This is a genomic window from Sulfurimonas sp., assembly GCF_041583195.1.
Classification (GTDB): domain Bacteria; phylum Campylobacterota; class Campylobacteria; order Campylobacterales; family Sulfurimonadaceae; genus Sulfurimonas.
In genome coordinates this window covers 55,019-68,739 of record NZ_JBFHGL010000004.1, presented here as the reverse complement: position 1 = coordinate 68,739, position 13,721 = coordinate 55,019, and the positions used below count along the sequence as shown (strand labels likewise).

Genomic DNA, 13,721 nt, shown 5'->3' with positions numbered 1-13,721 from the left:
ATATATTATTTTTTCTAATACACAGTTAATGTGTAGCTATTTTTGCTTGTGGTGCATCTTTTATAATTTCATTTTCTATATTTTTTTGTTTAGGCTCTGGTTTATGAAGATTTTGATCTTCAAAGATCTCCTCTTGCAGATGCTTAATTGCAATTATCTTCCAAATATCACCATCTTTTTGTAACGTATAATGCATTTTATAAAATATTGTTATAGGTTTAAGTGCAAAATCTCTTGTATTTAAATTTGCATAAGCAAATGTCCAATTTTCCATAGTTTTGATGGTGGCATTGTTCTCATTATATGCTATTGGAGAAAATCTTAAGTCATTAATACGAGCAACCATGGCAAGGTTACTAAACTTCCATGAGTCAGCCCATACCATTAACTTTAAAAACACATCTTTAGATAACATATCTTTGAGCAGAGTGCTGTCACCACTTTTAGTCATCTTTATAATCCCAAAGTTGTACTTTAAAAGTGCATCTTTTATATACTTGTCATCACTATTTGAAAAAAGTGATGATGTTAACAGTAGCAGTACCATAGTTGTTATTTTAATTAACCTCATATAAACTCTTCTTATGGCGTAATTAAATCTGCATCATAAGCACCATTGGCACTATCATTAGTTCTGTGACAAGTTGCACCATCACAAGTATTTGAACCTGACAAGCTTCCATCGGCCCACATATCTAGAGGATCTATAATACCAACGTTTTTTCTATAACCTTGCATCTGCAGTGTGTTTCCATTTAGATTGTATGGTTCTGGAAAACTATAATAACCAAGAAGTCTAGAAACAGGAGAACCATGAGGTACCATTACATGACACTGAACACACTGGTAACCTTTATTAGACATTTTATTCCACCAATCTACATGTGGTACTTGCGGATCGTGACAATTTTTACAAAAAAGATCTGCATCAGTTCCATTTACCAAGTCATCCATTGTGTATAGTGTAGTAGTACCAGGCTTCCACGGCCATGACTGATTTTCACCTTTTAAAATAAACTTAAGATCTGAACCGTGAGGTCCTTTTGGATCACCGCCTAGCTCATTATCTGCTCCGTGACAATCTGAACAATACATAGTATTTAAACCTGGGTTCTCTTTCCATGGTGAAAGCAATTGTGCTGGGTCCAATGCTTTTGGATCATAAGAACCTGTTCTTCCTAGTTGATTTATTACTACTGGGTGACCTGATTTATTGTTAATATTCATCTCCCATGCTACATCGGTTAGAAGTTGAGTCGGTTCACTAGGGGAGTAGTGTCCACCTGTATTTACACCGTTAATAGCGTTACCAATTCCCCAGTAAGAGTGACATTTAAAACATATTTGGTACTCTTTTTCTGCTTCTTTCTTAGTTGTGAAAGTTGTTGGTTGTGTCCATGCTGTTGGCCATGTTGGCTCAACCCCAGGTACTCCTTTAAGTACGTTTGAAACCAGATTTGTTGATGCGCCAGGTTCTCCATACCAGCTTCCATCTACTATATGTGTTCCAGGTTGTGCTTGGTGTGGGTTATGACAATCCATACAAACTGCATGTTTGTTGTTATCCCATGACATTCCACCTTTACCTTGCATATCGACATCACCTGTACCATAAAGCGAGTCAAGGTTAGTATGATTACTATCTCCAGTACTTGAAGCAACAACAGGATGGACATAAGTTCTTGTTAAAACTGACTGTATATCTTTTGCACCACCAACACCATGACATGCACCTCCCTCTACAGTTGATGCCGCACCTTGAAAACATGTATTACCTAACTGTTTTCTGTTTATATAAGGAACACCCTCTGCATTGTGAGGAGTGTGACAGTTCGCACACCCCATCTCAGCGACACTTGAAGTTCCATATTTTGCAAGTACCGCTGGATCAGAATAATTAGGACTACCAGGAGGTGTTTTGTGAACACCTAAATCCCATCCATCTTTTTGATGGCAAGATGTACAAGTTGCAACAAAGTTTCCAGCATGAGTTGCTTCAGAATCTACATGTAAAAACTTATTGCTTTCTGTGGTGCTGCCTTCTACATGCGGATCGTGACATGACGAACACTCAACATACTTTCCAGAGTAGCCTGAGTATTCGTAAAGTTTTATAGGAGCATCAGGTATAGCTTTAAGCTCCATGCCTCTTACTCCACCATCTCCAAATGACACAGTCGGTGTTGCATCATATTCAATTCCAACAGGATGATGATTTGTTAAATCTGTTCCAAAAAAACCAAATGTTGCTGTTGATGGAATTGTCCCATCAGCGGCGACGCCATCCATAGCTATTAGTGCATCACTTGTGCCTCTTAACTTAGAAACAGCACCCACTGCGATAGTTCCATCGTGACAACTTAAGCACTGACGAGAGAGTGCTCCAGGAGTATTATTTGCAGAACCAAGATCTGTTGCTACTGCAGGGTAATTCATTCTTCGTAAATAGTCACTATCGTACATAGTATATTGGGATGTAGGCATACTTCTGTTCCATAAAGGTTTTCCAACCGGTTGTGAGAAGTGTGGAACATGACAAAAAACACAAACTTCAGTCTCAACTTGAGCCTTTATAATTGTATCATTGGCATCAACAGGAACTACATTATTACTCACAGAAAGGTTATGTCTAGTATTAACTATTGAAGCAAAGCTTTGTGTACTTAAAAGTATAAACAATCCTAAAAAAGTAAAAATCACTAATCTCATTTTACACTCCTAACAGCAGTTGAGTCTAGCAGTTTAAAAACCTGGACTCTTCTATTGTTTGTATCTGAAATATATATAGTATTATCATCTGTTATTGATATATCCTCAGCTAATGCAAACTCGCCTTTATTTTTACCGTAGTTACCAAATACCAATAGCAGTTCGCCACTATTGTTAAAAACCTGTATAGTATTATACATGGTGTCACTGACATAGATATTTTCGTAACTGTCTAATGATATTCCCCTAGGACTTCCAAAACTTCCTATTTCTTGACCGATATAACCAAATTTATTAATAAATTTTCCGTCTGGATTAAGTATCTGAACACGGTGATTCATAGAGTCTGTGACATATATTTTTCCATCTTTACCAATATCTATAAATGTTGGTCTATTAAACTCTCCATCGTTTAATCCCTTTTTACCAATACTTTTTATAAACTTTCCTTTTGGAGTTATTACATGTATCTTACTAGCTACACTGTCTACCACATAAAGTTTTTTATTATCATTGCTTATTGCTATGCCAATAGGTCTTTGAATAACTTTGTTTGATATGCTGTAACTAAAGTCACCATCTTTTTCAAAAACATATATTTTAGCTCGAACAGAATCTGAAACAAAAATATTTCCATCAACATCTGTTACAACATCTATTGGATAAAGAAAACTCTCATCATCGGAGCCTTCAATAGTAATTGTTTCATCTTCTTTTTTATCAAAAATGTAAAGAGATTTAGATGATATATCAGTTATATATAGCCTACCTTTATCACTATGAAGACCAAATGGAGCAGATATAGAAGCTTCACTTACATCAAATAAAAAGTCAAAAGCTCTAGAAAAGAACCCTTTTTCTATTCCAAACTCTTCTGGGCTTCTCACAAAAGACAAATACTCTATTTTCGCTTCATCTGGAGGAGATGGCCATACCAACTTTTGAACCTCTTTAGCATTTAAAGAATCAATACTTATTAAAAAAAACAATATATATAAAAATCTACTCATCTATTTAATCCTTAAAACCTTCTTGTCAATGTTACTTTAAAGTTGGAGCGCTTAGTATTATACAATAATTGCTCGCCCGTTGTCTCGCTCTTATTATACTGATAACCCATTGCAAAATAAGTTTTTCCAGATCTAAAAGTTAAATCTGCATTACCAGTACGATAAGTGGTATCAAAATTTTTATAAATACGCATAGCGGACTTAAACATTAGCTTTGTAAAAAAACGATAATTTAGACTTATATCTGCAGTAGGAGAAGTGCTACTTTGAGTTTCTTCATTATTTGTATAGACTATATTTGTAACCCCGACTCTAAAACTCATTCCACCTCTTAGTCCAAATCTAAGTGGAAAACCTATTGATTCTTCGATACTTCTTTTAGTAGATTTTGTAGTAGTGGTTTTTCCATCAACACTATTTACTGAACGATCATATTGCATATATTTTGCATCCAATATGTTAGTAAATATACTAAATATTTTTGATGATAAAAATGAATTTAAAGAGTAATTTTTAAGTTTCTCATCCTCTGATGTTATAGAGTTAGAATATGTACTGCTTAACATAAAATTAGAATTTATTGAGGGCAGCTGTTTTGAAGCTCTGGCATTAAGATTAACCCTGTAGGTCTCTTTTTGATTATTATTAGTTATATTATCTACTTTTGAGACTGTGTTAGTTTCATTTTCCTGAGCACTAAGTGAAGAGAAAAAATTAAATCTTATGTCATTAAAAATTATTTTATCATACCTATAGTTAGCCATGAGTAGTAAACTTAAAGAGTCACTACTCAGCTTAGAACTTTCACTTTTGTAGTAGTTAAAAATTTCTGATATATAAAATGATGGTGAAAACTTATATCCAAAGTTTTGATTTACATCATAAGAATTCATAGTATCTTCTAAGTACTTATACTGTGAGGTTCCCATACTCATAGAAGCGTTATACTTTTCTTTAGGATTCCAATTTAAGTTCACATTCGCTGATGTCGTTTTTGTTGAATATAAACTATCTTCCAAATAAGATGCATTGGAACTAAATTTAAAGTCTTTTGAAACATCCCATAGGTAACGAATATCAAACTTGTTCTGAATCTGCTTAGAATCATTATTTAAACTTTCATTATTTTCTATATATTGTTGTGCTATTGTTTCTTTACGATGCTGATAATTTAGTTGAACATTGTGTTGATCATTGGTATATTTAAGACTACTGTTGTATATATCTGTCTCTATAGAGCGGGATGCAGTGTTACTTTCTGAAATACCTTCAGTCTTAAGTGCCCCATAAGTCAATTTTAGTGAATCTAAATCAATAGAACCGTTAATACCTTTTCTATCAAGATCATACGTCTGATAAATATTATTATTGTAACTAATGATAGAAATCGGGCTTTGTTGTGTGTTAGCGAATATCGAAAAAGGATATCTTGTTTTTTTTAAAAAATCCAAATTCGCTTTATACCCTTTACTATCATTTGTTCTTTTTGTCTTTAATCCATCACTGTTAACATTTTCATCATCTAATCTGAATAAACCTTCTAGTGTATAGTCTAGAAAGAGAGGGCTATAAACAAATCCCTGATAGCCAAGCATATATATTTGTTCAAGACTTTCTCTTGAAGAATAGTATGATGTTGAAGAAAGTTCTTGTTCCGAATATGAAAAACCTAAACTACCGTATAGACCTTTATCAGAATAAGTTTTCGCTGATAGGATTGATGTTACTATTAACAATAGATATAAATTTAAACAAAGTTTTTTTTTTATCATTTAATTACTACTTGATTATTACCGCTTTAAGCATTAACCTTTTAAGTAATTTGTCCTTTCGCAGATCCTCTTCTTTGTTTTTTAATTTTTTTCCCAAGCTATCTTTAACAGTTTCAAATGCTAGTTGGTTTTGCTTCTTTTTTTCTTTTACCTTTACAATAAAATACCCTATATCGTTTACAATAACATTACTTACTTTGTTTATGTCGAGTGAAAAGGCTATATCTTCAATAGATGGATGCAATCTTCCCCTATGGATAAAGCCCAGGTCTCCACCCATAACACGCGTGGGATCATCTGAATAAGTTTGTGCAACATATTCAAAGTTTTCACCATCTGCTAACATTTTTTCTGCTTCTTTTGCCTTTTTTATCGCTTTTTCTTTTCCTTTTGGATCTTGTGGATCATTTTTTATATAGATCAGGCTAACTCTGATTTTCTCAGGTTCAAGAAACTTGTGCTTGTTTTTTTCATAGTTATTTTTAAGTTCTTCATCACTTAGTATAAACTCTATCTCTTTTTTATACAACTTATTAAGTATTACATCTTTTTTTATTGAGCTTTTTAGCGTGTCAACTGTAAAGTTTGATTCTATTAATGCTTTATTGAAAAGTTCAGCCGAACTGTATCTATTTACTATTACAGATAATTGAGATTTAATTTCCTCGTCACTAGCTGTTATATTGCTTTTAATTGCATGATCATACATAAGCGTTTTTTTTATTAAAGTATCTAATGCCTTCTCTTTTAAGCTGTTTCTCTTTTTTTCATCTACTGTTGTGTGTACATATGAACGAGGTATTAGTTTCGTTACTTCTCTGTTTAATTCATCCTCAGAAATTGCTATTCCATTAACAATAGCTACGGTGTTTTCCGGTAAATATACATCTTTTGATAATAATATTGTCGCTAAGAACAACAAAAATAATACTCTCACTTTATACCCTTACTTATTCTTACATCTCTGGCTTAAATTCTTTAAGCTCTTTGTATTTCTGTTGATTTTCTTTTTTCCATTTTTCACTCAAATATTGAAAAGTTTGCACCCTACCGCTAAATCCGTCTGCTACTACTATTTTGTCATTTTCATCAATATACATACCTGCTATCAAACGAAACCTTGTTTCTGTATATCCTGCTCCACCAAAATACATGAGATATTTTGTACCAGTTTCATCGAATATTTGAATATTGTTAAAAGCACCGTCTGCAACGTAGATATTACCGTCACTGTCTATGCCAACCCCTTTAGGTCTGGCAAAAGTACCAGACTTATTACCAATACTTCCAAATTTGCTTATAAAATTTCCGTCTTGATCAAAAATTTGAACACGAAAATTTTGAGTATCCACTACAACTACATGACCATTTCTTTGATCTACTGCAACATTAGTAGGAAAGTTAAATTCTCCATCACCTTTTCCGCGTTTACCCACAGTAAAAAGATGTTTTTTAGTGCTAAGCTCATAAGCTTTAAAATGATGTGCTTTTGTATCTACTACATAAAGTCGATTTAAACTTTTATTTATTGCAATACCGGTTGGTCTTGCAAACTCAAGCCTATCTCCAAGTGAATACTTTAATTTACCCTGACTATCGTATCCTAGTATCCTTTTTTGTCTTGAATCACTAACGTATATAGTATTATTAGCATCAAATGCTATAGATACCGGCGCGCTCAAACTCCCTACTGCACTTGTACCTATCAAATCCAGTTCTCTTGTTTTTTCATCCATTACAAATACTAATTTAGAACCCGTGTCAACTGCATATACTTTGCCATTAAGTAGCCCAACCCCATATGGTTTAATTATATTTGACTGCGCTCTATCTATTTTTTCTTCACCTATAAAAACATCAAATGCATTATATTCTTTTTCTTCAAGTCCACCTCTATATGTGTCTAAGTATAATATTCTTGGTTCTTCAGGATAAGATGGAAATACTATAGTCTGTTTTGGTTTTGGAGCTTTAGTGGTGCATCCTTGAAATAAAATAGCAATTATTAAGGCAAAAAGAGGGAGAATAGCTTTCATCATGCAGGACCTTTGAGATTTATATAGTATTAGTATATTTACATAAAAAAACTAATGAAGTTAAAACAAGTGGATCTCTCCTATCCACTTGTTTTATTTTTATTTAGCGTGACAGCCTAGACAAAGCTGACTTCCTGCATTTGTTCTACGAAGGTAATTAACCTGAGTTCCTCCTTGATCTGATGCATAACCATTATGCGGATCGTGACAGCTACCACACTCAACCATATCTTTACCAGGACCGCGAAGCAGGTCTCCAACAGTAGATGCCCCAACCCAGTCACCACCACCAGTGATAGTATTTAAAGTTGTAGTTTTTAGTCTTAAACTAGCTGTACCCTCAGTATAAACAATAGATACAGGGTGATCGTTAGTTAAATCCTGACCAATATTACCATTATCAACATCTGTAGTATTTGCTGTAATAGTTGTTGGAGTACCATCTATTAAGCTACCCATTCCAGAACCAGGTGCATTAACAATAGAATCAATCGCACTTACACCATCATGACAACTTAAACATGCTAAAGATGGACTCTCAGGTGTTTGTGAAGTTGCAGTACCGGCAATAGTACTACCAGCTGTATTTGTAGCCGTAGCTCCATACATCTGAAAACTAGTAGTATCAGCCATAGTTTTTTTATTCCAAAGTGGTGCACCATCAAAAGCTGTATTAGCGGCGTGAGGCGTATGACAGTATACACATATCTCACCGTTATCTCCGGCAACTGTACCACTTAAATCGTGTGGAGTACCAGCAATTGTACCATCAACTGCCCATGCACCACCTGCAGTTGCAACAGTTTCAGCATACGCAGAACCAACACTTAGAACTAATGTTGCTAAGACTATGCTCAGTTTCTTTTTAATCATTTATCTCTCCTTGAAATGATTGTGTATAATAAATAGTTATACACTCATGTCCAAAAGTATATCATAAACTTAAGTTTTTATTATAAAAATTTTTAATATTTCAATTTTATTTTGTTTTATTTCATTTTGGTTACATTAAGTAACATATTTATTAAAAAAAGTTATATGAGATTTATTTTGGATGGCATCTCTGACACACACCAAAAGCAAAGGAACCTTTCATTCTTAGAAGTTTTGTACCGTTTGATCCATGTGGATTATGACAACTACTACAGTAAAGATCTCTTCCCGGTCGAGAAGGATCTTTTCTATCTCTTGTTGGATGTCCACCACTTTTTGTTCTTGATCCAAAACCAATCGCAGGTATTACATGCATCCCTTTTGCTTTTTCTAAATGACATGTTGTACAAAGATCCCAAACAGGTTTTCGAAGAAAAAATTCGTTTTCAGAACCATGAGGGTTATGACACCTCTCACATCTTCCATTATCCACTGGTCCATGTCCATATTTATTTAACTGCCAATCATCAACTGTATCATGACAAGTTCCACAAGTTTTAGATATTGGATCAGGGGCTAAATATTTTGTAGCAGAAGCATCTACCATATTATAACCACCGACTTCCCCATTATGACAATCCAAACATAACCAGTTGGCTGCAGGAGCATGTGTGTTTTTTGTATCTAACATACCACTATGACACTCATAACATGTTGTCTGTTTAACATCTTCAAATACTTTACCGTTTGTGGGAACATTTGATGTCATATTATGACATGACTTACACTTCTGTTCTTTTTCATCTGTATGGTAGTATCTTAATTCGTAATCAACTGCATCATCTTCATCTACACCTTCAAACAGCTCAGATAAAAAATAAAAATCACGTTCATCTTTATCCACCAGTTTTCCATCTTTGTAGGAATGGACATATACAGAATTTTGTGCAGGTTGAAGTTTGATTGTCTTACAGTATGTATCTTTACCTGCTTTGATATCTATAGTTGTTGTTATATTATTTTCTTGTGTTATTACTATCTTATCGGCTAGTTTAAAATTAGTATCAATAACTAATGTACAATGTTCACCAATGTATCGTGTTTTGTTTAAAGGTTGAACTATGTTTATAGATGAGCTTAGTTTTTCTGCGTTGCCGCTTGAAGCGGCAAGTAGAATTATAAATATGTATATCAGTTTCAAACAAACACTATTTTAAATTTATTTTAGGTGTTACTTTATCATAGTGACGTCTAGCGTGACATGCCGGTGCACATGAACCACCATTTTCTGTTTCAATAAAACGAATTGGGAAATTAATTTTACCAAACTTCGTTTTCTTTCTTAAATGGTGTGGATACTCTTTTGTACCATGAAAATCATGACAAGCACGACAAGAGCGCCCTTTGTCTTTATTTACATGTACGAAGTGCATATTTTTGTCACCATTTCTAAAATTTGTCATAGTTGTTGTAAACTCATCTTGAATTTTCTCTTTTTCATGACACTCAAAACATATATAGTTATCTTCATCAAACTTCTCATAAAAAGTTCTAGGAAATGGTTTCTTTAACATTCTTAAATTGTTGGAACCATGCGGATTATGACATGCTGCACAGTCACCCCATAGAATTGGACCATGCCAATCCGGGTTATTATCAAGATGTTTTCCTATGTTCTGAATTTTAGTTCCTGTCTCATCAGTAACTAATGTCTCACTATGACATGTCAAACAAAGTTCTTTAGATGTATCTTTTACCAAGAATTTAGGGTTTTCTGAACCATGCGGATCATGACACTCAAGACATTTTCTTGGTCTATCTAGTGCTCCATGTTTATCTGTAACAGTACTTGTCCAAACCTCTTTGTCAACGTGACACATAACACAAAGATCTTTTTTACCATCTGCTTTTAACTGGTATAGGTGATCTTCAGTATGTGGATCATGACAGTTTGTACACTGATCTTTTACCGGAGGGTGAATATTTTTAGTTTTATGTAAAAACTCATCCTTAGCTTGGTGACATGATGTACAAAGTTCATTTATACTTGAAGCAACTAAAAGTTTCGCGTTCTCAGACTCATGAGGATCGTGACATGCAGTACATGCACCAGCAGCAACCGGCCCATGTATAAATTTTTTATTGTCTTTAGCTTCATGACACATAGAACACAAATCAGGTGGATCCATAATAAGTCCATCTTCACCCTTTGCATCAGTATGACAGACTGTACAGTCACCCCATTCAAATGGTGGATGGACAGTTTTTTTACCTGATCTTAATTCAGTTCCGTAAAACTTTTCACTTTCGGTTAAAACTCTCTCTTTAACTGGAACTTCTGCTGCAAACATATTAACAGATCCTAGCAATAAAATAATTGCAAAGCTTGCAACATAAGAACTAATATATTTCATTTTTTGCCTTTATTTTTAAAATGGTCTATCGTTAGCCGAGATTATATATGTAGCTAAAGCTTGCATATCTTCATCAAACAGTGCTCTGATTTTCACTAATTGAGGATTCATAACAGGAGCACGTGCAGGTTCAACTATCGGTGCCCCTTGACCTCTAAGATAGCTTAGTAGAGAAGCCTCTTTACCTAAGTATGCTGTTGCAATTTTCTGTAGTGATGGTCCAACTGTATCTATATCTTGTTTGTGACATAAAGCACAACCTTTAGATTCAAAAATACCCTTACCATTTTCAGCTATTGGACTTTGAGCAGACCCATCAGAAACAAACAATACAGCCATATATAAAGCTAAAATTAATTTTTTCATATAACTACCTTTTATAATAATTGCGGATTATACATAACTTTTTCTTATTTTTAAATAAAGAACTCATCTTTTAATAATTCTTTATTCACTTAAGTAGCGTTCTAATAAATACCTTTATATACTGATGATTAAATCTATGCATCATACTTGGATCTTTCATCATAAAAGTGAGTGCTTCAAAACTGGTTTTTCCTTCCCTGTAAGGTCTAACACTTGTTAAAGCATCGAATACATCGCATATGGAGAGTATTGCAGCATATTTACTTATATGATCAGAATTTAACTGATCAGGATATCCACTCCCATCATAATTTTCATGATGATGCCTTATTGCATCTATAATATCAGGTCTATGAATTTTATTATGTTGAGCAATTTGTACACTTAATATTGTATGTCTGTGTATACTTTCAACCTCTTCTTTAGATAGAGGTGAATCTTTTGATACCACACTGTTATCAATCTTTTTTAGACCTAAATCTTGAATATAACCCGCGATTCCCAAATCCAATAACTGCTGATCATTTAAACCGAGTACTGCTCCTAAATTTACCGCATATATACATACATGTAAAGAGTGATGAGCTAGATCACTGTCATTTCTAAAATTGACCATATTATCTTTTACAAATCCAATATTATGTCTTACTAACAGTACTATACTTTTTACCAAACCGTCTACATCTTCAGGATCAAGGTTATAATTTTTTGAATTTAAAAATTTTTCAAAAAACTTATCGTTCATCTTGTAAAGAAGTTTTATGCAGTAGTTAGAGTCATCCTTGGCAGCAGATATATATTCAAGAATATTTTTACACTGCATATTCTCTTTGCCACGATCTTTTCGTGATATGTATATGTTGTGACCAAGTAATATTTTATATACTTTTTCATCAATTAGTGTACCGGCTTTAACAATGATCACATAACCGTCATCTTGTCTTATATACATGTTATATGGTATAACTGTATCTATCTCTATAAGTTCGAGATCTAGTTTGTTAAAATCTACATCATAGCGTAGTTTTTTTTGTACCTTGGTTATCATAACTACCCCTTTTAGCCAAAAGCCATACCTTTAGCAGATAACAATACTTTTTATCTCTGTCATCTCTTCTATAGCAAATTTAGGACCCTCACGTCCTACTCCGCTTAGTTTTACACCGCCATAAGGTTGTATGTCAAAACGAAGTGTAGGCATATCGTTTATAACAACTCCACCTGCTTCAAGTTCATCTATAGCGCGGTTTGTTAATTTTAAATTGTTTGTAAATACAGAGAATTGCAGTCCATAAGGAGAGTTGTTCATTCTAGGAAGTGCGTCATCAAAACCATCAACTTTCACAAGAGAAACGATTGGAGCAAATACCTCTTCACAAACTATTGCCATATCATCGCGCACATCTGCCATAACACAAGGATAAAACATTCTACCTTCAACTTTAGGTTCAAGCAGTGCACGTGCACCTTCGTCTATAGCACTTTGAACCCAGCCTAGTGCTCTATTACATGCTTCTTCATCTATAAGTGGTCCCATAAAAGTCTCTTCATCATACGGGCTTCCAACTTTAAGCTTTTTAGTCTCCTGTGCTATTTTCGATGCAAACTCATCGTAAACCTCTGCATCTACATATATACGCTGTAAGCTTATACATACTTGACCTGAATTCACAAATGCACCTAATGCACATCTGCTCGCTGCAAGATCAAGATCAGCTGATTTATCTATATAAGTTGCTGCATTTCCGCCAAGTTCCAATCCTATTTTTTTAATACCTGCACTTCTTGTAATGATCTCCCCTACAGGTACACTTCCAGTAAAACTAATTACACGTGGAATATCTGAACTTACTAGTGTCGAGCCAACTTCTACATCTCCGTAGACTACACTAAGAGCATCTTTTACTGCAAACCTGCTCTCAATAAACAGTTTTGCAAATTTATAAGCAGTTAATGGTGCTTCTGGTGTTGGTTTTAATACAACTGTATTACCTGCAACCAGTGCAGGACCAAGCTTATGAGCAACAAGATTTAGCGGGAAATTAAAAGGCGTGATCGCAGCTACAACACCGACAGGTTCACGGCGGAAAAAACTCATAGTTTTTTTACCGCTAGCCATAGCATCGGTATTTATCGTCTCACCACCCATTGTACGCATAGTCTCAGCACTTAGTGTAAGAGTCTCAATAGCACGATCCACTTCTACGCGGGAAAATGCCAAAGGCTTTCCAACCTCATCCGTTATAGTCATAGCTATATCTTCTTTGTTAATAGCCAAGTTATTAGCTACATCTAAAAGCCAGTTACATCTTTGAGAGAGTGTAGATACTTTTGCAGCTTTAGTTGCAGCCTTTGCAATGTTTAGAGCTTTTTTTGTATCTTCTGCATTACAAACGGGTGCATATGAAACAACCCTTTGATTATATGGGCTTTTTCTCTCACTTAGAGAATCTTTTGTAGCTTCCTCTGATCCAAAAAAAATCTTTGCACTGTTCATAAACTTACCTTAAAATAATTTGTATAATTCTAGATTATATCATT

At 34.2% G+C, this 13,721-nt stretch carries 12 protein-coding genes; all 12 read right to left on the bottom strand.

All coding sequences use genetic code 11. The features are described from left to right. Positions 1 to 25: 25 nt before the first annotated feature. A complete protein-coding gene (locus tag ABZA65_RS05210; RefSeq protein WP_373071345.1) occupies positions 26 to 571 on the bottom strand; it encodes a hypothetical protein in 546 nt (181 codons plus the stop codon). 11 nt (positions 572 to 582) lie between these two features. Beyond that, on the bottom strand, positions 583 to 2,709 hold the full coding sequence (locus ABZA65_RS05205; RefSeq protein WP_373071342.1) for a hypothetical protein: 2,127 nt from the start codon (positions 2,707 to 2,709) through the stop codon (positions 583 to 585). After that, complete coding sequence (locus ABZA65_RS05200) at positions 2,706 to 3,719, bottom strand: 6-bladed beta-propeller (protein ID WP_373071339.1); 1,014 nt, start codon at positions 3,717 to 3,719, stop codon at positions 2,706 to 2,708. The genes ABZA65_RS05205 and ABZA65_RS05200 overlap by 4 nt, the downstream gene beginning before the upstream one ends. Positions 3,720 to 3,730: 11 nt before the next feature. Then, entirely contained in the window at positions 3,731 to 5,455 is a 1,725-nt protein-coding gene (locus ABZA65_RS05195; RefSeq protein ID WP_373071336.1) for a hypothetical protein, read from the bottom strand. A gap of 43 nt (positions 5,456 to 5,498) precedes the next feature. Then, positions 5,499 to 6,428: a peptidylprolyl isomerase gene (locus tag ABZA65_RS05190; RefSeq protein WP_373071333.1), complete on the bottom strand. Its 930-nt coding sequence runs from the start codon at positions 6,426 to 6,428 to the stop codon at positions 5,499 to 5,501. A 19-nt stretch (positions 6,429 to 6,447) separates the two neighbouring features. Then, positions 6,448 to 7,530 (bottom strand): 6-bladed beta-propeller, encoded by a 1,083-nt coding sequence (locus tag ABZA65_RS05185; RefSeq protein ID WP_373071330.1) that lies wholly within the window; start codon positions 7,528 to 7,530, stop codon positions 6,448 to 6,450. A 96-nt stretch (positions 7,531 to 7,626) separates the two neighbouring features. Then, positions 7,627 to 8,400 (bottom strand): cytochrome c3 family protein, encoded by a 774-nt coding sequence (locus ABZA65_RS05180; RefSeq protein ID WP_373071327.1) that lies wholly within the window; start codon positions 8,398 to 8,400, stop codon positions 7,627 to 7,629. Positions 8,401 to 8,572: 172 nt separating this feature from the next. Continuing rightward, complete coding sequence (locus ABZA65_RS05175; RefSeq protein WP_373071324.1) at positions 8,573 to 9,601, bottom strand: cytochrome c3 family protein; 1,029 nt, start codon at positions 9,599 to 9,601, stop codon at positions 8,573 to 8,575. Between the two features lie 7 nt (positions 9,602 to 9,608). Continuing rightward, positions 9,609 to 10,814 (bottom strand): cytochrome c3 family protein, encoded by a 1,206-nt coding sequence (locus ABZA65_RS05170; RefSeq protein WP_373071321.1) that lies wholly within the window; start codon positions 10,812 to 10,814, stop codon positions 9,609 to 9,611. A gap of 15 nt (positions 10,815 to 10,829) precedes the next feature. Beyond that, entirely contained in the window at positions 10,830 to 11,180 is a 351-nt protein-coding gene (locus ABZA65_RS05165) for a c-type cytochrome (RefSeq protein WP_373071318.1), read from the bottom strand. An 85-nt stretch (positions 11,181 to 11,265) separates the two neighbouring features. Continuing rightward, on the bottom strand, positions 11,266 to 12,228 hold the full coding sequence (locus tag ABZA65_RS05160; protein ID WP_373071315.1) for an HD-GYP domain-containing protein: 963 nt from the start codon (positions 12,226 to 12,228) through the stop codon (positions 11,266 to 11,268). A gap of 30 nt (positions 12,229 to 12,258) precedes the next feature. Continuing rightward, entirely contained in the window at positions 12,259 to 13,677 is a 1,419-nt protein-coding gene (locus tag ABZA65_RS05155; protein ID WP_373071312.1) for an aldehyde dehydrogenase family protein, read from the bottom strand. Between the last annotated feature and the right edge of the window lie 44 nt (positions 13,678 to 13,721).

Bases quoted from the DNA above. Each gene is read 5' to 3' on its own strand.
- ABZA65_RS05170 (WP_373071321.1), bottom strand. From the start codon at position 10,814: ATGAAATATATTAGTTCTTATGTTGCAAGCTTTGCAATTATTTTATTG.
- ABZA65_RS05200 (WP_373071339.1), bottom strand. From the start codon at position 3,719: ATGAGTAGATTTTTATATATATTGTTTTTTTTAATAAGTATTGATTCT.
- ABZA65_RS05155 (WP_373071312.1), bottom strand. From the start codon at position 13,677: ATGAACAGTGCAAAGATTTTTTTTGGATCAGAGGAAGCTACAAAAGAT.
- ABZA65_RS05185 (WP_373071330.1), bottom strand. From the start codon at position 7,530: ATGATGAAAGCTATTCTCCCTCTTTTTGCCTTAATAATTGCTATTTTA.
- ABZA65_RS05180 (WP_373071327.1), bottom strand. From the start codon at position 8,400: ATGATTAAAAAGAAACTGAGCATAGTCTTAGCAACATTAGTTCTAAGT.
- ABZA65_RS05205 (WP_373071342.1), bottom strand. From the start codon at position 2,709: ATGAGATTAGTGATTTTTACTTTTTTAGGATTGTTTATACTTTTAAGT.
- ABZA65_RS05165 (WP_373071318.1), bottom strand. From the start codon at position 11,180: ATGAAAAAATTAATTTTAGCTTTATATATGGCTGTATTGTTTGTTTCT.
- ABZA65_RS05160 (WP_373071315.1), bottom strand. From the start codon at position 12,228: ATGATAACCAAGGTACAAAAAAAACTACGCTATGATGTAGATTTTAAC.
- ABZA65_RS05210 (WP_373071345.1), bottom strand. From the start codon at position 571: ATGAGGTTAATTAAAATAACAACTATGGTACTGCTACTGTTAACATCA.